The 25,321-nt window shown below is 37.8% G+C and carries 25 protein-coding genes and 1 riboswitch; of the genes, 8 read left to right on the top strand and 17 right to left on the bottom strand.

Going from position 1 to position 25,321, the window contains the following annotated elements:
• Positions 1–14: 14 nt before the first annotated feature.
• The gene (gene bopD / locus IGI87_RS03790; protein ID WP_438736280.1) at positions 15–1,025 is read left to right on the top strand and encodes a LacI family transcriptional regulator BopD; all 1,011 of its coding nucleotides are present in this window, start codon (positions 15–17) and stop codon (positions 1,023–1,025) included.
• A gap of 73 nt (positions 1,026–1,098) precedes the next feature.
• Here bopD and IGI87_RS03785 read toward each other — a convergent pair whose 3' ends face one another.
• The 5 genes from IGI87_RS03785 to IGI87_RS03765 form a co-directional block, all read right to left on the bottom strand.
• A complete protein-coding gene (locus tag IGI87_RS03785; RefSeq protein WP_002355840.1) occupies positions 1,099–1,308 on the bottom strand; it encodes a hypothetical protein in 210 nt (69 codons plus the stop codon).
• A gap of 169 nt (positions 1,309–1,477) precedes the next feature.
• Positions 1,478–1,999: a GNAT family N-acetyltransferase gene (locus tag IGI87_RS03780; RefSeq protein ID WP_104854524.1), complete on the bottom strand. Its 522-nt coding sequence runs from the start codon at positions 1,997–1,999 to the stop codon at positions 1,478–1,480.
• Positions 1,992–2,486, bottom strand: a complete 495-nt coding sequence (gene tsaE, locus IGI87_RS03775) for a tRNA (adenosine(37)-N6)-threonylcarbamoyltransferase complex ATPase subunit type 1 TsaE (RefSeq protein WP_162782641.1) — start codon at positions 2,484–2,486, stop codon at positions 1,992–1,994. The genes IGI87_RS03780 and tsaE overlap by 8 nt, the downstream gene beginning before the upstream one ends.
• Before the next feature lie 141 nt (positions 2,487–2,627).
• A complete protein-coding gene (gene pta, locus IGI87_RS03770) occupies positions 2,628–3,611 on the bottom strand; it encodes a phosphate acetyltransferase (protein WP_002355836.1) in 984 nt (327 codons plus the stop codon).
• Positions 3,612–3,766: 155 nt separating this feature from the next.
• Positions 3,767–4,447: a uracil-DNA glycosylase gene (locus IGI87_RS03765; RefSeq protein ID WP_104854527.1), complete on the bottom strand. Its 681-nt coding sequence runs from the start codon at positions 4,445–4,447 to the stop codon at positions 3,767–3,769.
• 133 nt (positions 4,448–4,580) lie between these two features.
• Here IGI87_RS03765 and IGI87_RS03760 point away from each other — a divergent pair, with 133 nt between their 5' ends.
• Positions 4,581–5,450 (top strand): Cof-type HAD-IIB family hydrolase, encoded by an 870-nt coding sequence (locus tag IGI87_RS03760; protein WP_438736279.1) that lies wholly within the window; start codon positions 4,581–4,583, stop codon positions 5,448–5,450.
• A gap of 51 nt (positions 5,451–5,501) precedes the next feature.
• Positions 5,502–6,026, top strand: coding sequence for an LURP-one-related/scramblase family protein (locus IGI87_RS03755; RefSeq protein ID WP_280211917.1), 525 nt, complete (start codon positions 5,502–5,504; stop codon positions 6,024–6,026).
• A gap of 45 nt (positions 6,027–6,071) precedes the next feature.
• Here the strand turns inward: IGI87_RS03755 and IGI87_RS03750 are convergent, their stop codons facing one another.
• The 3 genes from IGI87_RS03750 to IGI87_RS03740 all read right to left on the bottom strand — a co-directional run bounded on the left by IGI87_RS03750 (position 6,072) and on the right by IGI87_RS03740 (position 8,968).
• On the bottom strand, positions 6,072–6,635 hold the full coding sequence (locus IGI87_RS03750) for a GNAT family N-acetyltransferase (RefSeq protein ID WP_002355832.1): 564 nt from the start codon (positions 6,633–6,635) through the stop codon (positions 6,072–6,074).
• A gap of 96 nt (positions 6,636–6,731) precedes the next feature.
• The gene (locus IGI87_RS03745) at positions 6,732–7,952 is read right to left on the bottom strand and encodes a 3D domain-containing protein (protein WP_438736278.1); all 1,221 of its coding nucleotides are present in this window, start codon (positions 7,950–7,952) and stop codon (positions 6,732–6,734) included.
• Between the two features lie 248 nt (positions 7,953–8,200).
• Positions 8,201–8,968, bottom strand: coding sequence for a putative ABC transporter permease (locus IGI87_RS03740; protein WP_164982959.1), 768 nt, complete (start codon positions 8,966–8,968; stop codon positions 8,201–8,203).
• A 125-nt stretch (positions 8,969–9,093) separates the two neighbouring features.
• On the opposite strand from IGI87_RS03740, the gene IGI87_RS03735 reads away from it, so the two are divergent.
• Positions 9,094–10,821, top strand: coding sequence for an ABC transporter ATP-binding protein (locus tag IGI87_RS03735; protein WP_002397937.1), 1,728 nt, complete (start codon positions 9,094–9,096; stop codon positions 10,819–10,821).
• The gene (locus IGI87_RS03730) at positions 10,811–12,577 is read left to right on the top strand and encodes an ABC transporter ATP-binding protein (protein ID WP_129317367.1); all 1,767 of its coding nucleotides are present in this window, start codon (positions 10,811–10,813) and stop codon (positions 12,575–12,577) included. Before IGI87_RS03735 ends, IGI87_RS03730 begins: the two co-directional genes overlap by 11 nt.
• A 51-nt stretch (positions 12,578–12,628) precedes the next feature.
• On the opposite strand, the gene IGI87_RS03725 is transcribed toward IGI87_RS03730, so the two are convergent.
• Positions 12,629–13,177 carry a folate family ECF transporter S component gene (locus IGI87_RS03725; RefSeq protein WP_438736277.1) on the bottom strand — a complete coding sequence of 183 codons (549 nt, stop codon included), beginning with the start codon at positions 13,175–13,177 and terminating at the stop codon, positions 12,629–12,631.
• A gap of 30 nt (positions 13,178–13,207) precedes the next feature.
• Positions 13,208–13,375, bottom strand: a riboswitch (THF riboswitch).
• Positions 13,376–13,441: 66 nt separating this feature from the next.
• Positions 13,442–13,864, bottom strand: coding sequence for a methylglyoxal synthase (gene mgsA, locus IGI87_RS03720; RefSeq protein WP_113795002.1), 423 nt, complete (start codon positions 13,862–13,864; stop codon positions 13,442–13,444).
• A 185-nt stretch (positions 13,865–14,049) separates the two neighbouring features.
• Here mgsA and IGI87_RS03715 point away from each other — a divergent pair, with 185 nt between their 5' ends.
• Positions 14,050–15,153 carry an ABC transporter ATP-binding protein gene (locus IGI87_RS03715; RefSeq protein WP_002355822.1) on the top strand — a complete coding sequence of 368 codons (1,104 nt, stop codon included), beginning with the start codon at positions 14,050–14,052 and terminating at the stop codon, positions 15,151–15,153.
• A 50-nt stretch (positions 15,154–15,203) separates the two neighbouring features.
• Here the strand turns inward: IGI87_RS03715 and IGI87_RS03710 are convergent, their stop codons facing one another.
• The 4 genes from IGI87_RS03710 to IGI87_RS03695 all read right to left on the bottom strand — a co-directional run bounded on the left by IGI87_RS03710 (position 15,204) and on the right by IGI87_RS03695 (position 18,206).
• Positions 15,204–15,821: a hypothetical protein gene (locus IGI87_RS03710; RefSeq protein ID WP_002355821.1), complete on the bottom strand. Its 618-nt coding sequence runs from the start codon at positions 15,819–15,821 to the stop codon at positions 15,204–15,206.
• A 127-nt stretch (positions 15,822–15,948) separates the two neighbouring features.
• The gene (gene rsmA, locus IGI87_RS03705) at positions 15,949–16,836 is read right to left on the bottom strand and encodes a 16S rRNA (adenine(1518)-N(6)/adenine(1519)-N(6))-dimethyltransferase RsmA (RefSeq protein ID WP_438736275.1); all 888 of its coding nucleotides are present in this window, start codon (positions 16,834–16,836) and stop codon (positions 15,949–15,951) included.
• Positions 16,837–16,854: 18 nt separating this feature from the next.
• Positions 16,855–17,439, bottom strand: a complete 585-nt coding sequence (gene rnmV, locus IGI87_RS03700) for a ribonuclease M5 (RefSeq protein ID WP_438736274.1) — start codon at positions 17,437–17,439, stop codon at positions 16,855–16,857.
• Positions 17,436–18,206: a TatD family hydrolase gene (locus IGI87_RS03695; protein WP_104854537.1), complete on the bottom strand. Its 771-nt coding sequence runs from the start codon at positions 18,204–18,206 to the stop codon at positions 17,436–17,438. Before IGI87_RS03695 ends, rnmV begins: the two co-directional genes overlap by 4 nt.
• Before the next feature lie 134 nt (positions 18,207–18,340).
• Between IGI87_RS03695 and IGI87_RS03690 the strand changes: the two genes are divergently transcribed.
• A complete protein-coding gene (locus tag IGI87_RS03690) occupies positions 18,341–20,560 on the top strand; it encodes a HelD family protein (protein ID WP_438736273.1) in 2,220 nt (739 codons plus the stop codon).
• A gap of 120 nt (positions 20,561–20,680) precedes the next feature.
• Entirely contained in the window at positions 20,681–21,286 is a 606-nt protein-coding gene (locus IGI87_RS03685) for a hypothetical protein (RefSeq protein WP_438736271.1), read from the top strand.
• Between the two features lie 57 nt (positions 21,287–21,343).
• Here IGI87_RS03685 and IGI87_RS03680 read toward each other — a convergent pair whose 3' ends face one another.
• The 3 genes from IGI87_RS03680 to IGI87_RS03670 all read right to left on the bottom strand — a co-directional run bounded on the left by IGI87_RS03680 (position 21,344) and on the right by IGI87_RS03670 (position 25,308).
• Positions 21,344–21,619 carry a hypothetical protein gene (locus IGI87_RS03680; RefSeq protein ID WP_104854540.1) on the bottom strand — a complete coding sequence of 92 codons (276 nt, stop codon included), beginning with the start codon at positions 21,617–21,619 and terminating at the stop codon, positions 21,344–21,346.
• Positions 21,620–21,718: 99 nt separating this feature from the next.
• On the bottom strand, positions 21,719–23,728 hold the full coding sequence (gene metG, locus IGI87_RS03675) for a methionine--tRNA ligase (protein WP_002373542.1): 2,010 nt from the start codon (positions 23,726–23,728) through the stop codon (positions 21,719–21,721).
• A gap of 188 nt (positions 23,729–23,916) precedes the next feature.
• On the bottom strand, positions 23,917–25,308 hold the full coding sequence (locus tag IGI87_RS03670; RefSeq protein WP_438736269.1) for an amino acid permease: 1,392 nt from the start codon (positions 25,306–25,308) through the stop codon (positions 23,917–23,919).
• Positions 25,309–25,321 lie beyond the last annotated feature (13 nt).

Below are 25,321 nucleotides of genomic sequence, written 5' to 3'. Positions count from 1 at the left end.
AAGGCGTGGCAAAAATGGCAATTACAGTAAAAGATGTCGCTAAGAAAGCGGGGGTTGCAACTTCAACCGTTTCGCGTGTCATTAACGATCATCCAAGTATTTCTGAATCGACAAAAAAGAAAGTGCGAAAAGTCATGGATGACTTAGGCTATGTGCCAAATATGACGGCACGGAATTTGGGCAAACGAATTTCAAGTGCCATTGGCGTAATTTTACCTCCTTTAGATTCGAAAGAACGGTTAGGCAATCCATTTTATTTAGAAATTATGGAAGCCATCAACGAGGAAGCCCGTCTTTACGACATGACTACTGCTATTGCAACTGCCAAAAGTTTTGATGTACTACTGGAAAACGTCAAAAGGATGCATCTTCAAAAGCAAGTGGACGGTTTTATTCTTGTGTATTCAGATAGTAAAGATCCCGTCATTGATTACTTATACCAAAACAATATTCCCTTTACTCTAATCGGTCAACCTTACCAACATGAAACGGAAATAGTTTACGTGGATAATGATAATCAATTATTAGGGAAACAAGCGACGGAATTTTTAATTGAAAACGGCCATAAAAATATTTTATTTGTGACCAATACAACGCATGAAAGTTTGTACTTTGAACGTTACTTTGGTTATCAAAAAGCCATGATGTTGCAAGGATTAACCGTTTTGCCAAGTGTTGCGTTAGAAAAACCTGAAGATTACATGGCTTTCGATGACATTCTTCATCAAAATAATGCCACTGCGTTGGTAGTGATTGATGATATCTTTGCTCTACGGACGATGCAACTTGCGCAAATCTATGGTTATCAAGTTCCTGAAACATTATCCATTATCAGTTTTAACAACTCAATCTTTTCAACATTGACACATCCTTATCTAACAAGCATTGACATCGACACGTCAGAGTTAGGTCGAATGGCGATGAAAAAATTATATGAATTAATCCACGAAGAATTGACGAATGGTGTCCGCCTCGTTATTCCTCACAAATTAATTAAGCGTGAAACAGTTATTCCTATTCATTAAAAAAGAAGCGTAAACAGTGTCGAACTGCTTACGCTTCTTTCTATGTGTACGCTCTTATTCGTATGTATTACTTTTATAAAATAACTTTTTGCGAAATTTTTTTCCAAAACGTTTCTTCTTTTGCATCAAATTGAGCTGGTTCCCCGTCAGACAATTTTTCATTTAATAATGATAATTTTTCTTGATGTTTTGCATACTCGTCTTTTTTTATTAGCTCTAAACGATACGCACGATCCAAGATTGACTCCCGGTAGTTAACATTCATTTTCGTTGCCTTCGCCATTTCTTACATTCCTTCCCAAAATAAATTTTCATTTTTTCGTTAAATTCTTCTATAATTATAACAAAAATATCAGAAAAATAAATATGAAACAAACGATAATTGCGAAAATTTTGTTTTTTCGTGCAATTATCGTTCGATTATTTAATAAATTAAAATTATTAACTAATAATTAATCAATCAGCAAACGCATTAAATGAACATCTAAAAATTCACCTTGATCTGTTTTGGCGCCCCGAGGCATAATTGCTTCTGTTTCAAACCCTAATTTTTTATAGACGTGAATCGCTCGTTGATTGCGATCCTGTACCGTTAATTCCAAACGACGAATAACATGACTTTCACGCGCCCAGCAAATAAGTTCTTCCATCAGGATACTGCCTAGTCCATAGCCCCAGTACTCTTTTAAAATACTAATGCCGATTTCACCAATATGCTCCATCCGCTTTTTAGAAGATGCAGACACAGAAGCTGTGCCAATGATCGCTTCTCCCGCTAATGCCACCAATAAAACATTATTTGGCGATTCATAGAGTGTTGCTAGATTTTCAGCCAATTCTGTTGTCGACATGGCCATTCCTCGCTCATCCATTACCAAATAGGGCGTTTCACTCCCAATTTTTGACATCACAGATAGTAATTGATCCGCATCGGTAGGAACTGCTTCTCGAATAGAAAATGTTTGTTCAATCATATTCGCGAGCCTCCCACGTTTGCAGAATCTCTGCTATTCTTTCTTCTGCCAACGGACCAGTTCCGCGGAATTCAAGAACTCTCTTGTCAGCTTCTTGAGAATCTTTATTTAAAATAATTTCTAAATAATCTTCTGGTAATTCTTCTTCAATCAAGCTGCCCCATTCTACAACGGATAGCCCATCTCCTTCAAAATACTCATCTAACCCTAATTCATCCGCACCCTCTTCAATACGGTAAACATCCATATGGTATAACGGAAGTCGTCCTTGTGGATATTCTCTGATAATCGTATAGGTGGGACTTTTAATCATTTGGGAAATGCCTAATCCTAAAGCAATCCCTTTCGTCATTGTCGTCTTACCGGCCCCTAAATCACCAGTCAGGACAATTACATCACCAGCTTGTGCCTTTTGTCCAATGATTTTAGCAATTGCTTCTGTTTCCAATGGATTGTTCAGGACAATGTTCATTTTTTTGCCTCCCATCTGCAAGAATCTATGTATGAAAGTATACCGAAAATTCAATAAGTTGACTAGTGGCAGCTTCAAAAAAATAAAGTTGAGGCCCAAGTATCCTAGGAACCTCAACTTCTACTTTACTTATTTATAATGCTTCGACATAGTTAATTAGTCGTTCATTAATGTTTGAGCAGCTGTAATGATTGATAATTTATAAACATCTTCTTCGTTTGCGCCACGTGATAAGTCAGAAACTGGTTTATTCAATCCTTGTAAGATTGGGCCAATTGCTTCAAAGTTACCTAAACGTTGAGCAATTTTGTAGCCAATATTTCCTGATTGTAAATCTGGGAATACAAAGACTGTTGCTTCCCCAGCAACTTTTGAGTTGGGCGCTTTTAATTGTGCGACAGAAGATACATAAGAAGCATCAAATTGTAATTCACCATCAATCGCATATTCAGGTGCTAATTCTTGCGCAATTTTTGTAGCTTCAGCAACTTTTGTTACTTCTGGTGCTTTTGCAGAACCTTTTGTTGAAAAACTTAACAATGAAACTTTTGGTTCAATGTCAAATAATTCAGCTGTTTTGGCACTATCAACAGCAATTTCAGCTAATTCTTGTGCAGTTGGGTTCACGTTAATCGCGCAGTCTGAGAATAAATATCTTTCTTGGTCACGACCACGAATCATTAAGAAGGCACCACTTGTACGGCTCACGCCTGGTTTTGTTTTAATAATTTGTAACGCAGGACGAACTGTATCACCTGTTGAGTGGATAGCACCACTAACCATACCATCAGCAATACCCATATAAGTTAACATAGTACCGAAATAGTTGACATCTTTTAAGATTTTTTCAGCATCTTCTTTAGTAGCTTTTCCATTACGGCGTTCAACAAATGCTTCGACCATTTCATCCCATTTTTCATAATCATTTGGGTTGATAATAATAAAGTTTGATGTGTTGATTCCACGAGCCATAGCAGCATTTGCGATATCTGTTGGATCACCAATTAAGATTGGTTCTACTAATTCATCAGATTTTAAGCGGGCAGCAGCACCTAAGATTCTAGGATCTGTTGCTTCAGGGAAAACAATTTTGATATTACGGCGTACGACTTTAAATTTTAAGCTATCGAATAATTCCACGATAAACCCTCCAGTTTTATATTTACAAAATCCATCATACACTATTCTCAATGAAAATAACAGTTTTTTCTAGCTGTATTAGTCAAAAAAACCAATAATCCGATAAACTTTTCACAAACTAACTTTTCTACACTATAACAGCCCACACTGTTGCACTACACTGTTTCAGGCAGCTGCCAATCAATCGGCGTTTCCCCTAAATGTTCTAGAGCGGTATTCGCTTGAGAAAACGGACGTGAGCCAAAAAAACCACGATGTGCTGACAATGGACTTGGGTGTGGCGATTTGATAATCACATGCCGAGTCGTATCAATCATTTTAATTTTTTCTTGAGCAGGACGACCCCATAAAATGAAAACAACAGGTTTTTCACGCTCATTCAACTTTTCGATAATGACATCTGTCAGTTGCTCCCACCCTTTGCCTCGATGGGAATAGGCTTGACCTGCCCGAACGGTCAACACAGTATTTAATAATAACACGCCTTGTTTGGCCCAGCTTTCTAAAAAGCCATGGTTGACGGGTTGGTACCCTAAATCAGCTTGTAATTCTTTGTAAATATTCGCAAGAGATGGCGGCACTTTCACACCTGGCTGGACAGAGAAACTTAGTCCGTGTGCTTGATTGGGTCCATGATATGGGTCTTGTCCCAAAATCACTACTTTTACTTCTTCAAAAGGGGTTAGTTCTAACGCTGAAAATAAATGATACATATCTGGATAAATCGTTTGTGTCTGATATTCTTTTTTCAAAAATTCCCGCAATTCTTGATAATACGGTTTTTCAAATTCAGCAGATAAAACGGTTTGCCAACTATTGTGAATAATTTCTTTCATAATGCTCACTCCTTCGCTCTCTAAGCATAACGAATTTCTCCAAACCTGACAAGAAATTTCTGGGTACTTTCTCTTGGAAAAACGTGGTAAACTATAGGTAAGCTTTAAATAGATAATGAGGTGTAGAGAATCGATGATTAAATTAATTGCTTCAGATATGGATGGAACACTTTTAGATGCAAAAATGAGCATCACAAATGATAACGCTTCAGCAATTCGCGAAGCGGAACGTTTAGGAATCGAATTTATGGTTGCTACTGGCCGCGCATATACCGAAGCGAAACCCGCGTTAGAAGAAGCTGGAATTGACTGCGCCATGATTACTTTAAACGGCGCCCAGGTGTTCGATAAAGATGGACACTCACTTTTCACGGCTGGGATCGAAAAAGAAACAGTAACAGAAGTACTAACTATTTTAAGTCAACACAATGTTTACTATGAAATCTCTACAAATAAAGGTATTTTTTCTGAACATCAAGAAAAAAGAATTGAAAACTTTGCCGCTCATATTGCAGAATCCATGCCCCATTTAACTTATAAAGTGGCGATTGCCATGGCTTCAGCCCACCTATCTTTATTGCATATTACCTATGTTGATCGTTTAGAAGACATTTTAAAAGATGATTCAATTGAAGTCCTTAAAATTCTTGGCTTCAGCATGGATGGGCCAAAAGTATTAGGTCCCGCTGGGATGGAAGTAGAAGAACTAGATGATTTGGTTGTCACCTCTTCTGCACTTAATAATATTGAAATTAACCACCGCCTAGCACAAAAAGGGATTGCGGTTGCGCGCGTCGCTAAAGAACGTGGGATTCCCGCTGAACAAGTCATGACTATTGGTGATAACTTAAATGACGTCAGCATGATTCAATGGGCCGGAGTAAGTTTTGCAATGGGCAATGCCGAACTGGAATTAAAAGAATATGCTAAATATGAAACAGCCACTAATTTAGAAAATGGTGTTGGCGAAGCCATCCTGCGTGCAATAAGAGAAAATTTGTAATCAGCACTACCAGTTACAGCACTCATTTATATATAGAAAGGAGATCGTGCCGTGTCTGAATTTTTTATTCAAGAACAACAGTTAGGAAAAGTTACGCGAACCATCGTGAAAGACCAAGCAGGCCGTTCACTTTTTCTATTAGTGGGGCGCTGGGGCACACGAGGAGATGCGCTTTCTTTATATGCAATGAACGGAGAAATTTTAGCCAGTATTAAACAAGTTTCTTGGACTTTTGGCACACGATTTGAGTTATACCAGCGTTTCGAAAAAGTGGGTACTCTACGAAAACTGTTCAATTTGAATGCTGATTTCTATTATGTTCAAGGCCTTCGCTGGGCAGTTGTTGGGGATATCAAAGCGCACCAATATTCAATTTATCAAGTCCATAAAAAAATCATGTCAATGGATAAAACCATGCTTTGTACAGGCGACTATTTTGTTTTAACTGTTGCCAATGATGCAGACGCACCGTTGTGCATCTGCATAGCAGCTGTCCTTGACTACTGGTTATATAATAAGAAAAAGCAAAAAACTTCCGATGATTTTGGATTAGATTTTGATCCTTTAACGGATTAATGAAAAATAACGAAGCTAAAGTGATTGACTTTAGCTTCGTTATTTTTACACTTCTTTCTGCATATGATTGTATAAGTGGCCACTAATAGTCATTGTTGTGACATCTTTAAAGCCTTTGCTTGCATATAACTTTCTCGCCCCTGGATTGTCAAAATCAACATTTAGACCCAAGGCTTGCTTCCCGCTAGCTTTGGCTACTTCAGGTAAAGCATCTAATAACTTAGAACCAATTCCCATTCCGCGGAAACGTTCATCCACAGAAATCGTGTCTAAATACCATTCATTAGGCAAGGTTTCTTCTTCAATAAATAGCCGAACGTCTTCTGCTAAGCCATGTTTTTTAAAGACTTCTCTTAAAGGTTCATCAATAATCTTTTCATCTTCTGCAGGATAGCCAACAGCAATCCCTGCAACTTCACCTGCATGTTCATAAACTAAAATTCGTTGATAGCCATAGCGATAGGTTGGATACGCCGTTGCCTCTGCTAACAGGTCAATCATTTGTTCTTCTGAGACTTCTTCTAAAATTGGTAACTCCATATCTTTTAAAATAACTAGGACTAGCCGAGCAATCGCTTGACCGTCTTCTTTTGTTGCCGAGCGAATCATTGTAATTCTCCTTTACATTTAACTAAAAAAGAACTGGCTACTATCATTACTGACTTAGCCAATTCCTTTTATCTTATCTTTAGTATAACAAATTTATTATTGAATTTCTACTGTAACCTGACGTCTTCCCCAAAGCCTGCATTGGTCTACTGAATCAAAATGAACATCAATAATATTTCCTTGAATAGCGCCACCTGTATCTCCAGCAATAGCAAAGCCATAACCAGAGACTTTCACTAATGACCCCAGAGGAATTACACTTGGATCAACTGCAACTACATTGCTTTGTTTACTTAAGTCAATGCCAGTAGCACTTAGATTACTTGCACCAGCTTCGCGCCAAGAATAAGCAGTTGATTCCATCTGAAGCACACGACCAGAGCCAGTTCCGGGTGTTGATGGTTCGCCTGTCGATGATTCTGTCGTTGATGACGATTCTGATGAACTAGCTGAACTTGAAGATTCAGAGCTACTGCTTTCCGTACTTGTAGAAGAGCTGGATGCTTGACTGCTTGACTCTTCAACAGTTTCGGCTTCTAGTTTAGCCGCTGCATCTGCTTGCGCTTGTTTGTCGGCAGCTGCTTGTTTCTTCGCTGCTTCTGCTTTTACAGTTTCTGCCGCACGTTTTTTCTGTGCCTCAGCTGCTGCTTTTTCGCTGACTAAGCGTTGTTGCTCTTTTTGTTTGTCTGTCGAAATTTGAGCCAATAATTCTTCATTATTCGCCATTTTTTCTTTTAAATCAGAGACTTTATTATTCATTGAAGAAGCTTCAACTTGTAATTTCTCTTCATTTTGTTTTAAAGTTGTTTGCGTATTTTCAACTTTTTCTTGTAATGCAGCTAACTTTTCTTTTTCGCTAGTTAAGCTTTCAATCTTTTCCCGTTCAAAGTTTTGTAAAACGGTCATGGCGTAGGCCCGATTAAAGAAATCTGATAAATTTTCTGCATCTAATAAGGCTTGCCAAGTACGTTGGTCGCCATTTAATTGAATATCCTTCATACGATCGCCAACAGCTTCTTTACGACGAGAAATATTTTTTTCTGTTTTTTCTATTTCCTCTTTCGAAGTTTTCAACGTATCTTCCGCTTTTGAAATTTGCGTTTTTAAACGTTCGATTTCCGCATATTTAGCATTTACATCGTCTAAGGCTGAATTGATTTCTTTACTAATTAACTCCCCAGATTGTTTCGCTTGCGCTTCTTTTTCTTGCAACGAATCAAGTGATTCTGCTGCCGCAGCGACTGGAAGTCCAAAATTGATAAGCATCATTGTTGTTAAAAATGGTATCAACTTTTTAACCTTCACTAAATCCAACACCTTTCCTAACTTATCTAAAACACCTACTCATTATACTAGTCAGGAGGGCTTGTTTTATTTCAATTATGTTACAATTTATTACAATTTAAATGCAGCTCTTTTTTTATCCTGCGTTTATTCATTAGTCCATTTCTATCTTAATTCTTTAAGAATTTCTTAAGATGCCTTAAAAACTGGCCTTTGACGATTTTTCTTTTTTTCATCCCATTAGACCATTGATTGAAATATTTTGTAATATTTTTTGTTAATTATTGAACCTTTTTCTTCAAATCTTCTAAGAGATGCCGAACTTCTTTGGAATTTTTAATGTTTTTTAAAGTTAGTTTTGGGTAATTGTTAATAAAACGACGTTGTTGGAAATTTAACCGATTTTGGAAATGCTCTTTTTTGGTTCGCTCTTTTAACTTCTGCCAATCAGCTGTAGCGATTTCCATTTTTGTGTCCAACCGTTGCTTAAATTCTTGTTGGTTCGTTTCCAACGTTTGTCCCATCTCGGTAATGAGTTTTTTGAAGCCTTGCATGTTCAGCAATGTATAAATTAAGTCAAGCCCCATTACAATCACTATGCAAAGTGCTAAGTAGTTGCCAAAGGTTGCTTGTAAAAAGCTGACAACTTTGGCGATTTCTGGTTGAATAACTTTGACAATCAAGACACAACCCAATCCCCAAAAAAGAGAAACCGGTAAAGCCACGCGACCGTTTAAATTAAAAGGTACATCATGATAATCCCACCAAGAGGCATGAAACAGTTTTTCCAAGCCATAACTAGTGACATATTCTAATATCGTCACTAAAACAGCTGAGCCGACATACAATACCAAGAGATTATTCTCAAAGGGTTCCACAAAATAGAGAACGCTTAAGATCCCAAATCCATAAATAGGACAATAGGGGCCTACCAAAAATCCTCGATAAACAAATTTTTTAGCTTTTAATGAACAATACACCGTTTCCCATAACCAGCCGATAAAGGAATAAATAAAAAATAACAGAATAACCTGACTCATTTTTTCCACGTTTCTGTCACACTCCACTTCTTTGCGCTTTTCTTCTATTTTAACAGAAGTTGAGAAAATGTAGCGAACAACTTTCTTTCATTGAAAGATTAGGCTACAATGAGAGCAGCAAAGGGAGGAATCTTATGTTTGGTTTACTGAAATACGCAAAAAATTATCGAAAACAAATTATCCTCGGTCCAGTCTTCAAATTTTTAGAAGCTTGTTTCGAGTTAGTCTTACCCTTATTCATGGCTCACTTAGTCGATGTCGGTATTCGTCAAAACGACCGACAGACTGTCATAGAAATGGCCCTCTGGATGCTCGTTATGTCGTTAGTTGGTTTATTTTTTGTTATGATTTGTCAATATTATGCTTCAGTCGCTTCACAAGGTTTTGGGACGGAGCTAAGAAATCAATTAATGAAGAAAATTAATCAGCTTTCACACAAAGAATTGAATAGTTTTGGTACAGATACCCTCATCACTCGGATCACAAACGATATCAATCAGCTTCAATTGGCTTTAGCGATGTTTATTCGTTTGGTCATTCGAACACCTTTTTTAAGTATCGGTTCTGTGGTCATGGCTTTTTACATTGATGTACAGATGGGCTTTCTTTTCCTATTACTTTTACCAATTTTTAGCCTTATTCTCTTTATTATCATTAAAGTGACTGTGCCTTTATATCAAAAAGTCCAAGAATATTTGGATCGGTTAAACCGTCAAATCAGTCAAAACTTAAGCGGCGTCCGTGTGATCCGTGCGTTTGCTAGAAAGGAAACAGAACAACGACATGTTGATAAAGCTTCAGATGATTTAGGCGATATTTACATTCGCGTATCGAATGTCTCTGCTTTATTAACGCCTTTAACCACTTTGATTATGAATGTTGGGATTTTATTTTTACTTTATTTTAGTGGCTTAAAAGTTTCTTTTGGTTCCTTGCAACAAGGGGAAGTTTTAGCGTTGATCAATTATATGAATCAAATGATGCTCGCTTTAATTGTTGCTTCTAATCTCGTGGTAATTTTTACGCGAGCCGCCGCTTCCGCAAACCGTGTCAATGCGGTTTTAACTGTAGAAAGCCAGTTAACAGATACACCAGAATCAGCAAAAACATCTCCACAATTTGGTGATATTACCTTTGACCATGTGGATTTTCGCTATGAACCAGAGGCCGGTTTGGCTTTGGAAAATATCAATTTTACGATTCCTAAAGGCTCCATTCTCGGTATCACGGGACCTACCGGCAGCGGGAAAAGTACCTTAACCCAACTCATTCCCAGATTTTATGATGTGAGTGCAGGAAACCTTTTTATTAATGGTGTAAATGTGCGCGATTGGCCGCTCTTTACTTTACGCCAACAAGTTGCAAGTGTCCCACAAACTGCCGTCTTATTTACAGGGACTATTCGAGAAAACTTACAATGGGGCAAACCAAATGCAACTGATGAAGACTGTTGGGAAGCATTAGCTATCGCCCAATGCAAAGAATTTGTTGAACAATTAGACCAAGGGTTAGACACACCTGTTAACGAAGGCGGAAAAAACTTTTCTGGTGGACAAAGACAACGGTTGACCATTGCCCGCGCCTTGATTAGAAAACCGCATTTACTTATTTTAGATGATTCCTTGAGTGCCCTCGACTATCAAACAGATTTGAATCTGCGCCGTGCTTTACAAAAAGAGCGAGCAGAGACAACTGTCATTTTAATTTCACAACGCGTGAGCTCGATTGCTACGGCGAATCAAATTTTAGTCCTAGATAGTGGAAAAGTCGCTGGCCTTGGCACCCACGAAGAATTACTTACTTCTTCTAAAGAGTATCAAGAAATCGTTGCGTCACAGGAGGAGGATACCCATGCAAACTAAAAAAATTCATTTTGGTGCCTTCTCACGTTTTAAGCCGTATTTACTACGCTATCCAAAAGAAATTATCGGCGCCTTAATCCTAGGAATTCTCAGTGGTTTTTCGACTGTCCTCATGACTTATTATATAGGTAAATCCGTTGATACAATGGTTGGGAAAGGGCAAGTCAATGCTGCGCAACTCATCAAAATTTTAGGTTTATTAGCAGGAATTTTACTCGTAACCGTTCTAAGTCAATGGCTGATTCAACGTCTCGGTAATCGCGTGTCTTATTTATCGACCACACAGCTGAGAAAAGACGCCTTTGCCCATTTAAATCAATTACCGTTAAGTTATTATGACCAAACGTCACACGGCAATATCGTCAGTCGCTTTACCAACGATATTGACAATATTTCAATGGCTTGCTCGGCCGTCTTCAACCAATTATTTTCTGGCATGGCCACCGTCGTTGTTGCCTTACTCTTTATGATTCGGCTAAGTCCCCTGCTCACATTAGTGGTTCTTATCAGTACGCCGATTATTTTTATTGTAAACTGGCTTGTCGCAAAAGCTTCACAAAAAAACTTTGCTGCTCAACAAACGATTGTTGGTGAAATTTCCGGCTTCGTTTCAGAAATGGTTGGCAACCAAAAAATTGTTAAAGCCTTTCAACAAGAACAAGCTACGCAAGAAACATTTGAAGCATTGAATCAAACGTTGTATGAAAAAGGACAGAAGGCTCAGTTTTCTTCTTCCTTAACCAACCCACTTTCTCGATTTATCGATCATTTATCTTATTTATCGATTGGATTAGTCGGTGGCTTGTTAGTTTTAAGTGGCAATCCTTTAGTCACAGTTGGTGTTATTTCCAGTTTCACCATTTACTCTAGTCAATTTTCTAAACCTTTTATTGAACTCTCAGGCATCACCAACCAAATCCAAGCAGCCTTAGCTGGATTGGAACGTACCTTTGATATGATGGATCAACCAGTTGAACGTCCTGATGCCCCGAACGCAATTGTTTTGAAAGAAGCGCGAGGCCGTGTTGAATTTAAAGACGTTGATTTTTCTTACACGCCAACGCGACCTTTAATCGAAAACTTTAATTTAATTGCTGAACCAGGAGAAACAATTGCCATTGTTGGGCGAACTGGTGCGGGTAAATCAACATTAGTGAATTTGTTAATGCGCTTTTACGAGGTAGACCGTGGCCAAATTACGGTTGATACTCACGACATTACTCAAATTACTCGGGATAGCTTACGAAAAAGTTTTGGCATGGTTCTCCAAGATACTTGGCTATTCGATAGCTCCATTCGGGAAAATTTAACGTACGGTAATCCTGAAGCCTCTGAGGAAGAAATTATAGAAGCCATGAAAAAAGCCCATATTTTTGATTTCGTCATGCGTTTGCCTCAAGGACTAGATACCGAGATTGGTTCCCAAGGCGTTAAAATTTCTGAAGGACAACGACAATTAATGACCATTGCACGCACGATGATTAGTAATCCGCCGATGCTTATTTTAGATGAAGCGACCAGTTCAGTTGATACGCTGACTGAGCAAAAAATTCAGGATGCTTTTTTACAAATGATGACTGGCCGGACCAGTTTTGTTATTGCCCATCGCTTAGCAACAATCAAAAGTGCTGAAAAAATTCTAGTTATGGATAATGGTCAAGTGGTTGAAATTGGTACCCATGACGAATTATTGCAAAAAGAACAGGGTTATTATCGTGACCTTTACGAAGCACAGTTTAATCAAAAAGCACAATAAAAAAGAGTCACTTTTCTGGGATGATGAAAAGTGACTCTTTTAATTTTAAATTTATTGATCTAATTCAGATAATGGTTTCCTAAATAAACGTTTAAAAGGAATTTTATTGCCTAAATAATAAGTGGCAATTACTTGAATGGGAAAGAAAATAACTGTTTTAACTAAGCGTGGCACCCACCAAGCAAAATTTGCTAGATTGACTCCATACATTAAACTTAACCACAAAGGAGTTAAAATGATATTAATTAAAACGGTGACCATCAATGTCGCCAAAATCACTCGTTGCCATGTCATTTCTTTCTTATAATAGAAATAACCATAAATAGCACCAGCCAAAAAGGCATTTAAAGTAAACCCAGGAAAATAGCCTGCTTTTGGAAAAAGCAACATTCCTACTACATCAGCCACCGCCGTGCCGATTCCAGCCCAAAAAGGTCCGAAAATCATCCCAATCAATGATTCTGGAATAAACGTGAAACTGATTTTTAAAAACGTTGTTTCATACGCAAAAAAGCGTGAAAAGACAACGACCACCGCAATGAGTACGCCCATTAACGCAATGGATTTTGTGCCAAATTTTTTCTTTGTCATTTTTAGCATCTCCTCTAAGAGCTGCTACATGACGAACCATGCAGCGAATGCGAAAACAAAACCGCGAACATTAAAAAGCTGAACGTGTTGTTCTGATGATAAGCAAAGTAAGAACCTTTGCTTTCTAGCAACACACTATTTATGTTCTTCGTCCAAAAGGCAACATCCCATCCTTTTAGCACTTAACGCTTTGTCTCCTACTCTGTTATTTTATTTGGACAAAAGTCCTCATAAAATATACCACAAAATAGTCAAAATAACCATTAAGGTTCTCTAAAAAGCTAACGGTCGACGATCGCCTTCATGGATGACCTCACGGAAGTCCGCAAACCCCGCCTCGACACCTCTCAAAAGAATTTCAGCACTGCCAATATTGGTCGCTAAAGGAATTTCATAGACATCACTGAGACGAATCAAAGCCGTCACATCTGGTTCATGTGGTTGTGCAGAAAGAGGATCTCTTAAAAAAATAACTAAATCAATGTTGTCTTCTGATATCATTGCGCCAATCTGTTGATCCCCACCTAATGGCCCTGATTTAAAGCAATGCACGTGTAGGCCAGTTGCTTCCATCACTTTCATGCCTGTCGTCCCGGTTGCATACAATTCATGTTTTTCTAAAATATGTTTATAAGCGGTTGCTAGTTTGATCATTAATGTTTTTTTACGATCATGAGCGATTAAAGCGATTTTCATGTTATCCAACTCCTGTCTTTGTTATATTATAACAAAAGTTTATCGATAAATCCGCTGAGAGTGTTTGTCCTTTGTCACCTTGACGAAAAAGTCTTCTTTTTCTTGTGCAATTCTCCCTTGCCGAAAGATAGCGTTTTCATTTAAACTATGAGTAACAAATCAAAAAGAAAAGAGTGACGTATCAAATGGTGGAAATGGCGCTTAGAAATGTGTATAAAAAATATGACAATGCAGAACATTATTCTGTTACAGATTTTAACTTAGAAATTACAGACCGTGAATTTATCGTCTTTGTCGGACCTTCTGGTTGCGGTAAATCAACAACATTGCGAATGATTGCTGGCTTAGAAGATATCACTGAAGGAGAATTATCAATCGGGGACAAAGTCATGAATGACGTTGCGCCAAAAGATCGTGATATTGCCATGGTTTTCCAAAACTATGCGCTTTATCCGCATATGACTGTTTTTGATAACATGGCTTTTGGTTTAAAACTAAGAAAATATGATAAAGCTGAAATTAAAAAACGGGTGGAAAATGCTGCGGATATTCTGGGCTTAACAGAGTACTTACAGCGTAAACCTGCGGCACTTTCTGGTGGGCAACGCCAACGTGTTGCACTTGGGCGGGCAATCGTCCGTGATGCCAAAGTCTTTTTAATGGATGAACCTTTATCAAACTTGGATGCAAAATTACGTGTAGCCATGCGTGCTGAAATCGCTAAACTACACCAACGTTTAGAAACTACGACAATTTATGTGACACATGACCAAACCGAAGCGATGACTATGGCTGATCGAATCGTAATTATGAAAGATGGCTTTATTCAACAAATTGGTTCACCAAAAGAAGTTTACAATACACCAAAAAACATGTTCGTAGCTGGGTTCATCGGCTCACCTGCCATGAATTTCTTCAAAGTTACCTTAAACAATGGGGTTATTTCTAACCAACATGGCTTAAAACTAGCAATTCCTGAAGGAAGAAACAAAGAGCTCGTTGAACATGGTTATGAAGGCAAAGAATTAATTTTCGGTATTCGGCCAGAAGATATTCATAGCGAACAAGTGGCTTTAACGGCAATGAAAGATGCGGTGATTAAATCTGAAGTCGTTGTTTCTGAATTATTAGGGGCTGAATCCATGCTTTATACAAAAATTGGTGATACAGAGTTTATCTCAAAAGTAGATGCTCGTGACTTCCACCATCCTGGTGAAATGATTGACTTAGCTTTTGATATTAATAAAGGACATTTCTTCGACCCTCAAACAGAAGAAGTCATTAAATAAAAAAATCTCGAGGCAGCCGTCGCAATGACGGCTGCCTCGATTGTTTCTCTTTATGCTAATTTAACCTTCTTCTTTATCACTTTGGGTTGTTTCGCTTCTGTAAAAGTTGGAATATCTACATGTTTACTTAAGGTACTTGCTAAAAAGTAGGCAATACTGAAATCCACTAAACTATGAATTAATCCACCAACGCCCATCAAAAGAAAAATAGAATACATGAAGCCGGCTGTATAATAGGTTCCTGGCAAGTTGCCCATTGTGTAAAACACAGAAACAACCACTAGCTCGGCAGCGGAATGAATCACTCCGATCCCCACGTTAAACAACTGTAATTTCCCATTTAATAAAGTAAATTTCCCCTCTTTATTAATTAAAATTTCTGGATGCTTTTGTAAAATCACTGCGCCAATGACTGCAAAAATCAAATGAGATAAGGCCCGTAAAGCAATAATCGGTGTCGCGGATAAGAAAAACCCAAAACCTGTTCCTAGACTAACCGCAATTGCCACCACTGGAGAAATAAACATGGCAATAAAAACTGGGACGTGACTTGCTAACGTAAAACTGGCTGGACCAATGGTAATTCTTGGCATAACCATTGGAATGATAATCCCCATTGCAATTAAAAGTGCTGAAATTGTTAAACGTTTTACTGAGTTTGTTTTCATTAAAACTGCCTCCTAAAGGTGTCATGACACCTTTTTGTTTTTCTCAAGTGTAGCTGAACAGCCGCAATGTGTCAAGACACATAAAAGAACTTTCTGTTATTTCTCATAAATAACAGAAAGTTCTTTTTTATACTGGTTTATTTTTTTCTAAAGTATTACTTAAACGAGCGAATTCTTCTAAAGACAATGTTTCACCACGTCTAGAAGGATCGATTTCTGCTTCAGCTAGGCTTTCTTTTAGCCAAGCCACCGTTTGTTCATCTTTCCCATAAAAATGCGTTAAGTTATTCCATAATGTTTTACGTCTTAATTGGAAACTGGCTTTGGTTAATTTGAAAAATTCTTTTTCATCGGTCACTGTCACCGCTGGTGTAGCACGGCGTGTCAATTTAATAATCGCCGAGTCAACATTGGGCTGCGGTACAAAAACTGTTTTTGGCACAATAAAGGCGACACTTGCTTCCATAAAATATTGGACAGCAATTGATAATGAGCCATAAGCTTTCGTTCCTGGTTTAGCAGCAATTCGATCAGCGACCTCTTTTTGCATCATCACAACCATTTCAGCTACATCTAAAGAAGATTCTAAAAAATGCATCATAATTGGCGTAGTAATATAGTAAGGTAGGTTCGCCACCACTTTAATCGGATACTTCTCTTGAAAAACTTGGTTGGTTGTCTCGACCAAGTCAGCTTTTAAAACATCCTGATGAACCACTGTCACATTATCATAGCGACTTAAGGTATCCGCTAAGACAGGAATCAAGCGATCATCAATCTCAAAAGCCACAACTTGGGCTGCGTTCATCGCTAATTGCTCTGTTAATGCACCAATTCCAGGCCCGACTTCGACAACATTTGTCTGCTGATTAATTCCCGCTGTTTCTACAATTTTTCTTAAAATATTAGGCTCTGTTAAAAAATTTTGACCTAAACTCTTTTTAAATGAAAATCCATGCTTTTTTAGTATTTCTTTGGTTCTGGATGGTGTGGCAATTTCTTTATAGTCCGTCACGCTTGTTCCTCCATGTAGTTATTCTTCGTTTGCAAGTTCTTTTAAAATACGTGTCATGCTTTCTTTCAATTCTGCTTCTGTAATCCGAAACATGCTTAACCGTTTGACTAACTGTTTGCTATTTGTATAGCCAATTCTTAGGTCATCTCCTAATAATTCACGGTATTTTTTGGCATTTGCTCCCGCTATTAAACCATATTCAACTAGTGTTTGTCTAGGAATTTCTTGATAGTCTTCACCAGCTTGGACAGGTGTCACGACTTTTTTTAAGGCTTCAATAATTGCTTCATCACTAGCATGTTCAACCCCTAGGCTACCGCCATTTTTTTTAGGCACTGCGACTTTTCTTGATAAAAAAGCATGCTTTGCATCAGGAACGACTTCCATTATTGTTTTACGAATTTTTTCGCCCGAATAGTCTGGATCTGTAAAAATAATTACGCCTCTCGTTTCTTGTGCGTGTTCAATTTGTGTCAAAATTTCATCATTGATAGCAGAGCCAATCGTTTCAATCGTATCCGCTTCAACTACCTCTTGAATGCGGCGTGTGTCGTCTTTTCCTTCAACGACAATGATTTCTGCAACTTTCATTTTTCCCTTCATTTATCTATCCCAAACAAGCGATGAGCGTTGACTCTCGTTTGTTCTGCCACTTCTTCAAAGGTTAGTTGTCGTAATTCAGCAATTTTTTCCACTACGTATCGTGTATAGCCTGGTTCATTCCGTTTACCACGATAAGGAACGGGAGCTAAATAGGGTGCATCTGTTTCCACCAACATTCGTTCGAGTGGTACCGCCATCGCCGCTTCTTGAACATCCAACGCCTTTTTAAACGTTACGACTCCACTAAAAGAAATATGCAGACCTAAATCTAAAAATTTCTTCATCCACTCGGCATCGCCACTGAAACTATGCATGATTCCACCAATATCTGAAATTTTTTCATCTTTTAAAATTCGATAGGTATCTTCTAATGCCTCTCTCGTATGCACACTAAACGGTAAATTCATTTCCCGAGCAATCGCAATTTGACGGCGAAAGACTTTTTCTTGCACCTCTTTAGGATCCTCCATCCAGTAATAATCAAGACCGATTTCACCTAATGCGACAATTTTTGGCAACGTTAATTGTTCTTGTAATCGTCGTTCAACCTCTGGCGTATAGCTGCCCGCTTCTGTTGGATGCCAACCAATGATACTATAAATATTGGCATATTCCTGACTAAGTAAAAGAGATTTTTCAATCGTTGGTTCATCAAAACCGACCACGGCCATCTCTGTAACACCCAATTCTTGGGCATGTGCAATCGTTTCTGGAATATCATCATTAAATTGTTCTGCATTCAAATGTGTATGTGTATCAAAAATCATTATGATTGCCTCCTTTATCTCCTCTCTACTTTATCATATTTCTTGAAAAATCTGAATGACTAGGCGACAAGATTCGCCATTTCCTCATAAACAGCGCTTGCATTTCTGATAAAAGTAACGTATACTATTCAGTCATGTTATTAAAAGGAGGAATCTCCATGACCGATGAAAAAATTTATGAACAACAGCATTTAACAACGGTTTATCATGAGCTGCAAGCGGCTAAAAAAGTTTACGAAGAGCAATTGGCGAACACAATGAAAGATGGCAAACATATGCTAGAGGAATTTGGTCGCGATTCTAAGCTGAATTTTGATAGTTATGCCGATAATCTAGAAACGTTTGCCATGTTGGAAATGAAGAACCGTGAAATTGATCAGTGGAACTTAAAAAATGAAGCAACGGCTAAAAATTTAGACAAAGTGAAACGTCTATTACAAGTTCCTTATTTTGGCAAAATTGGCGTGACTTTTGAAGACAGCCCGGAAGAGCCAGAAAACTTTTATATTGGCGTAAACGATTTTACTTCTTTAGAAGAAACGCGCATTCACGATTGGCGCTCACCGATTGCTTCGTTATTTTATGACAATGTTTTAGGGAAAACAGCCTACATGGCACATCAACAAACCATTCCTGTACAACTTGATTTGAAAAGACAGTTAATTATTGAAAAAGATCAATTAATCAACTATTTTGACACAACCATTGCGATTCAAGATGATGTGTTATTGCATTCTTTAGAAGAAGATGCTTCTCCTTACATGAAGGACATTACGACAACCATTCAACAAGAACAAAATCAAATAATTCGTGACGAAACGCAGCCACTCCTGCTAGTCAACGGGATTGCTGGTAGTGGGAAAACGTCTGCGATTATGCAACGGATTGCTTATTTACTCTATCAACATCGAGCAGAAATTACGGCGGATAATATTTTATTACTTTCACCAAATTCAACATTTATTGATTATATTTCTCAAGTTTTACCGAATTTAGGCGAACGAAATCCCTTGAATTTGACTCTTTTACAATTTTTGCGCTTTACTACCAAAGAAGCATGGCCCATGGAAGAAGAAACGGACTATTTCGAACGCATTACTCGCTCTGAGGCAACGGAGCAAGAGCACGTTATTCGTTCAAGAGAATTTGCAACGTTTCTTTTAAGCAATCCTGAAAAAGCAGTTGTGCAGCCACATTTTTTCCGTCCTTTAACTTTTAAAAAGCAGACCTTATTTACTTCAGAAACAATTTTTAAACTTTATCAAGAAACACCAGCTGACTTGAGTATTCGCCAACGAATTTCAGCCACAAAAGAAAAATTAACCAGTCTTTGGACACGGTACTTATTAAAACAAGCCCATTCTAAAAAAATGTTGGATCAATTCCAAGACTTAACAGAAGCTGAACAAGTTCGTTATTTTGGCACAGTGATTACCGAAGATAATGAAAAACATCTGGCTGATTTTGCTTTAAAACGTTTGAAGAAAAAATATCGCTCTATCACTGCCGCTATCAAAAATGATGATTGGCTAGATCAATGGGCCTTTTTTGAAACGTTTTATTCTTTATTCACTGAAAAATCGTATCAAAAAGAGACAGCTGTTTTCACAGCCGATGAAATTGTGGCCCTTATTTTGGTGAAACATGCATTTATTGAAAACCTCGTCAACCAGCAAATGGCTTTTATCCTAGTTGATGAAGTCCAAGATTATACAGAAGCCCAATTATTGTTGCTGCTGACACTTTTCCCTAAGGCTAGTTTTACTTTAGCTGGTGATGAAAATCAAGCCATCTTTAATACAGCCATTGAATTTTCTGAAGCCCACGATTTATTGGTTAAAGAAACCAGCCGTGCTGTTGGAACCTATCAATTATTAAACAGTTACCGTTCAAGTAAAGAAATTACGCGGCTCTTCCAAACATTAGGCACTCAACCAGAGCAATTAACCATTGTGCCCATCCGGCATGATGGAGAAAAGCCGACATTTATTCCTTGTGACTCTGCGTCTGACTATCTTAAAGCAATCGTCACTTCCATTGCAACTTTTGATCCGAAAGAAAGCACCGCCATTATTACTAAAACTTTTGCAGAAAAAGAACAATTAACAAAAGAACTCAGTGCTTCTCTTTCATTGGAAGAGCATCCGTCACTGCAAGTTTTATCAATTGATATGGCAAAAGGTCTAGAATTTGATAACGTAATTCTTCATAACCCAAATGTTAATCGCTATTCTGACAATAAACGAGATAAAAAAATCCTGTATACTGCTATTTCTCGTGGAATGAAACGGGTCATTTTACCATATACCGACACACTGTCTGAATGGTTTGCACCTTACTTGGCAGCCGAGTAACTGAGACTTAAGGCGGATTTTATTTTTAGAAAAACCACTTATAATAAACGAGTAGGCCCTGCTTTTTAATTAGTAGACCTACTCGTTTATTGTCTCTTAAGTTGAGAGGAGCGTGATAAGGTGAAACACTCACCTGATTTAGAGAATTTTTTAAAAACCTCTATCCAAAAAAATGTAACTATTGAGCGAAAACAACAAAACCAAACCATTTGGCACTGGCTACTGCTTATTTTATTTGGCTTGCTAACCTTTGGCTCACTGACACAGCAGTTACTCCTAATTGGCTTGTTTACACTTATTGCCGCTATTGTTAAAGGTCCCTTAATGCTCGTCTGGGGAACCATCTATTCGGCGTTAGTGGCTTTGTTTCCACCTTTTGCTTTAGTCCTATCTTTACTTTTTTTTATAATTAATTTAGGCACCGTTATGAAAAGTTGGCGGATTACTTTAACAAGTGCTTACTTTTATCTAATTCCTTTAGGTTTTAGTCTCTTGAAAACGACCGACTGGGTATCAACACCTTATTTCCTGACAGGCTTGGCTTTGTTAAGTATTTTAGGGCTGCATTTTATATTAGAGTGGCTCTATAAAAATAATAGCTTAGGCCGTTTACTCACGTGGCAAATTATCAGTGTCCCTTTTTCACTCTTACTGTTCATTTTACCAAGTCGCCTAACAAAAGGCCGTTTTGGCAAAAAACGAATACCTAAAAAAGTGAAACTCTAAAATAGAAAAGCCTAGAAAAATCGCAAATGATTTTTTCTAGGCTTTTCTTCGATTCTTTTAATTGAAAAATTCGTTGATTTTCGATTTTAGGACGTCGATAAAACTGGAGAAAGAGAGTTCACTTGTTTGTGAATATGTCCAATGAGCCAATAACAGAAAAACTAAAATAACCAGTAGCGCAACCACTAAAAAGGTTCTAATTCTTGCCCTTCTTTTTCTACGTTGAACTGTTAGCCGTGCTTGTTCCCTTACTCTCATAGCTTCTAAATAATACGGACGCCATTTAGGATCATTTTTTCGTTGCTCATAAAACTTAAATTTATGATAAGCCATCAAACTTCCCTCACATCAAATCACTTTTCTTCTAGTATACAAAAAAAGTGTGAAAGATAAAAGGTTACAATTCACCTTTTATCTTTCACACTTATACTTTTACGCGATTCCTGCACCATTTGGCATTTCTTTTGGTGCTTCAACAATTTGAAGTTTACCTTCTGGTGATTCAGCTGAAAGAATCATTCCTTGGCTAATTTGACCACGCATTTTTCTTGGTTTTAAGTTAGCCACAATGACTACTTTTTTACCAATTAGCGCAGCTGGATCTGGATAAAATTCAGCAATACCTGAAAGAATTTGACGATGGTTTTCATCCCCAGCATCTAAACGGAATTGCAATAATTTATCTGCTCCTTTGACTTTTTTACAGTCAATAACTTCGGCAACTTTTAATTCCACTTTATCGAAATCATCGTACTTAATTTGTTTTTCTTTCGTTGAAACCAACGTTGTTTCTTCTGGATTCCATTTAATATCCTCTTCTGTGGCACTTTCGCTTTGGGACATTTTCTTTTGAATATACGTCACTTCTGTTTCAATTTCTAAACGTGGGAAAATAGGTGTTCCTTTACTTGTTACTGTTACGTCTGTTGGGAACTCACCAAAATGAATATTTTCCATGTTCATTGTTTCTGGATCTAAGCCTAATTGTTCGAAAATTTTCCCTGGTGTTTCTGTCATGACTGGTTGCAATAAGATTGCCACAATTCGTAAGCTTTCCGCTAAATGGATCATGACACTTTCTAATTCATTGCGTTTCTCTTCTTCTTTAGCCAATACCCAAGGCGCTGTTTCATCAATATATTTATTTGCACGAGAAACCAGCGTCCAGATTTCTGCAATAGCCGTGTTAAATTCCATTTTTTCCATTGCTTCATGATATTTTCCAATAACATTAGCCGCAGTTGTCGATAGTTCACTATCAAATGGGGTAACTTTTGAAGCATAAGCTGGTACTTTGCCATCACAATATTTATTAATCATCGCAATTGTTCGATTCAACAAGTTTCCTAAGTCATTAGCTAAATCATAATTTAAGCGAGAAACGAAATCTTCTGGTGTAAAGACGCCATCACTACCAAATGGAATTGCTCGTAATAAATAGTAACGTAACGCATCTAGACCGTAGCGTTCTACTAACATTTCAGGGTAAACAACATTTCCTTTAGATTTAGACATTTTTCCGTCTTTCATCAATAACCAACCATGTCCAAAGACTTTTTTCGGTAATGGTAAATCCAAGGCCATTAACATAATTGGCCAATAAATCGTATGGAAACGCACGATTTCTTTCCCAACCATTTGTACGTTCGCAGGCCAATATTTTTGGAATAATGAATCATCTTCTGAGCCGTAACCTAGTGCTGTAATATAGTTTGACAACGCATCAATCCATACGTAAACCACATGTTTTGGATCATTTTTTAATGGAATTCCCCAAGAAAAAGTCGTTCTTGAAACGGCTAAATCTTCTAATCCCGGTTTGATGAAGTTATTTAGCATCTCATTTTTACGAGATTCTGGTTGAATAAATTCTGGATGTTCTTCGTAATATTCTACCAAGCGATCCGCATATTTACTCATGCGGAAGAAATAGGATTCTTCTTTAACTAATTCGACTTCGTGACCACTTGGTGCTTTCCCACCAATGACATTGCCTTCGTCGTCACGATATACTTCAGCTAATTGTGTTTCAGTGAAAAATTCTTCATCCGAAACTGAATACCAACCTTCATATTCTCCAAGGTAGATATCTCCTTGTTCTACTAAACGATCAAAAATTTGTTGCACGGCTGCCATGTGATAATCATCCGTTGTCCGAATAAATTTATCATAGCTGATATCTAATGTTTTCCATAATTTTTGAACATCTGCTGCCATTTTATCAACGTACTCTTTTGGTGTCACATTCAACTCAGCAGCTTTTTTTTCAATTTTTTGGCCATGTTCATCCACACCTGTTAAATAGAATACATCAAAACCCATTAAACGCTTGTAACGGGCCATTGCATCGCAGGCGATTGTTGTATATGAATTCCCAATATGTAACTTCCCACTTGGGTAATAAATTGGGGTGGTAATATAAAATGTTTCTTTCTGTGACATACAGAAAAAACCTCCTTTAGTCATTTTCCTAAACCCTCAGGATTTACTCCTAAACAGTATACCATAATTAGACATTATTAAACTATATTTCTTGTCGGTTTTCTCTTGAAAATGAAGAAAATGCCAGAAAGAAAAGAGAGAAACACCTGTCTATTTGACAAGCATTCCTCTCATTTTTTCGTTCATTTTTATTCTTTTGTCTCGAAACGAGCGATACTATGATGTCGACCATAAAAGAAATAAATAGCCAAACCAATCACTACGGCTACGCCAAATACTTGCCAAGTAGCTACAGACAATTGGAACATCAGGGCTGCACAAACCACGATTGAAATTAATGGTAGAACCGGCACGAGTGGTACTTTAAATTCACCTGCTTGCGGTTCTCCTTTCATTGTTCGTAATTTGATAATTCCGAAAGCGAGAAACATCAAATAAAAGAGTGTCACGATATTTGTAAGTTCAGCCAACATCTCCATTGGAACAATCCCAGCAAAAACCATTGCTAAAAATCCAGCTACATAGGTTGCATTCTTAGGTGTGTGCCGCTTCTCATCGATTTTGCTCATAAACTGTGGCAATAATCCATCTTTACTAATCGCATAAATCACACGGGCTAAACTGTACATCATCGCAATCGTCACTGTTAATAAGGTTAAAATAGCGCCAACTGAAATGATTGTCGCAATTGCGCCATGATTAATGAAACGCATCGCAAAAGCCACCGGATCTTTGACCCCTAAATCCGTAAATGGAACAATCCCAGTTAAAACTAACGTAACAACAATATATAACAATGTTGAAATAATAATGGAACCAATAATCCCTTTTGGAATATCTTTTTTCGGATTCTTCACTTCCTCCGCTGCCATGCTGACTGCATCAAACCCTAAAAAGGCAAAGAAAACTAAAGCAGCGCCACTGAAAACGCCTGAAAAACCATAAGGAATAAACGGTTGCCAGTTCGTCGGTTTTACATAAAAGATCCCAACGAGAACAAATAATAAAATAATCCCAAACTTCACGAAAACCATTAAGTTATTTAAACGTAACGCTGTTTTCGCTTCTAAGGATACCCAAAAAGTTACAGCTACAACGACCAACATGGCAATCAAATCAATATATGTACCATTTGTTGGATTATAAGCGCCACTTAACGCTTGCGGCAAAGAAAAACCTAAGCTATCCAAAAAGCCATGGACATAACCTGACCAACCTGAAGCAACGGATGAAACCGCCAAGAAAAACTCACAAATAATCATCCAACCAGTCATCCAAGCCACAATTTCTCCAAAGACCACATACATGTAGGCATACGGCCCGCCAATGACCGGAATACGTGATGCAAATTCTGCATAACATAAACCAGATAGAATAATCGCGGCTGCTGCTACCAGAAATGATAAGACGAGCCCTGGACCTGCATAGCGTTCCGCTGCGACACCTGTTACAACAAAAATCCCTGTTCCTACTACAGCCCCAATTCCTAGAAAAATTAAGTCCATCGTCTTAAGATTTTTTTTCATCCCACCACTGTCATTGACAGGCACAGTGATTTCTTTTTTTCTGAAAATAGACATGTGTTTACCCCCG

The sequence above is a fragment of the Enterococcus sp. DIV1444a genome (assembly GCF_051712125.1).
Lineage (GTDB): Bacteria > Bacillota > Bacilli > Lactobacillales > Enterococcaceae > Enterococcus > Enterococcus faecalis.
This window is presented reverse-complemented; position numbering and strand designations above follow the sequence as displayed.

Bases quoted from the DNA above. Each gene is read 5' to 3' on its own strand.
- bopD (WP_438736280.1), top strand. From the start codon at position 15: ATGGCAATTACAGTAAAAGATGTCGCTAAGAAAGCGGGGGTTGCAACT.
- IGI87_RS03785 (WP_002355840.1), bottom strand. From the start codon at position 1,308: ATGGCGAAGGCAACGAAAATGAATGTTAACTACCGGGAGTCAATCTTG.
- IGI87_RS03780 (WP_104854524.1), bottom strand. From the start codon at position 1,999: ATGATTGAACAAACATTTTCTATTCGAGAAGCAGTTCCTACCGATGCG.
- tsaE (WP_162782641.1), bottom strand. From the start codon at position 2,486: ATGGGAGGCAAAAAAATGAACATTGTCCTGAACAATCCATTGGAAACA.
- IGI87_RS03765 (WP_104854527.1), bottom strand. From the start codon at position 4,447: ATGAAAGAAATTATTCACAATAGTTGGCAAACCGTTTTATCTGCTGAA.
- IGI87_RS03760 (WP_438736279.1), top strand. From the start codon at position 4,581: ATGATTAAATTAATTGCTTCAGATATGGATGGAACACTTTTAGATGCA.
- IGI87_RS03750 (WP_002355832.1), bottom strand. From the start codon at position 6,635: ATGATTCGCTCGGCAACAAAAGAAGACGGTCAAGCGATTGCTCGGCTA.
- IGI87_RS03735 (WP_002397937.1), top strand. From the start codon at position 9,094: ATGTTTGGTTTACTGAAATACGCAAAAAATTATCGAAAACAAATTATC.
- IGI87_RS03730 (WP_129317367.1), top strand. From the start codon at position 10,811: ATGCAAACTAAAAAAATTCATTTTGGTGCCTTCTCACGTTTTAAGCCG.
- IGI87_RS03725 (WP_438736277.1), bottom strand. From the start codon at position 13,177: ATGCTAAAAATGACAAAGAAAAAATTTGGCACAAAATCCATTGCGTTA.
- mgsA (WP_113795002.1), bottom strand. From the start codon at position 13,864: ATGAAAATCGCTTTAATCGCTCATGATCGTAAAAAAACATTAATGATC.
- IGI87_RS03715 (WP_002355822.1), top strand. From the start codon at position 14,050: ATGGTGGAAATGGCGCTTAGAAATGTGTATAAAAAATATGACAATGCA.
- IGI87_RS03710 (WP_002355821.1), bottom strand. From the start codon at position 15,821: ATGAAAACAAACTCAGTAAAACGTTTAACAATTTCAGCACTTTTAATT.
- rnmV (WP_438736274.1), bottom strand. From the start codon at position 17,439: ATGAAGGGAAAAATGAAAGTTGCAGAAATCATTGTCGTTGAAGGAAAA.
- IGI87_RS03695 (WP_104854537.1), bottom strand. From the start codon at position 18,206: ATGATTTTTGATACACATACACATTTGAATGCAGAACAATTTAATGAT.
- IGI87_RS03690 (WP_438736273.1), top strand. From the start codon at position 18,341: ATGTTATTAAAAGGAGGAATCTCCATGACCGATGAAAAAATTTATGAA.
- IGI87_RS03680 (WP_104854540.1), bottom strand. From the start codon at position 21,619: ATGGCTTATCATAAATTTAAGTTTTATGAGCAACGAAAAAATGATCCT.
- metG (WP_002373542.1), bottom strand. From the start codon at position 23,728: ATGTCACAGAAAGAAACATTTTATATTACCACCCCAATTTATTACCCA.
- IGI87_RS03670 (WP_438736269.1), bottom strand. From the start codon at position 25,308: ATGTCTATTTTCAGAAAAAAAGAAATCACTGTGCCTGTCAATGACAGT.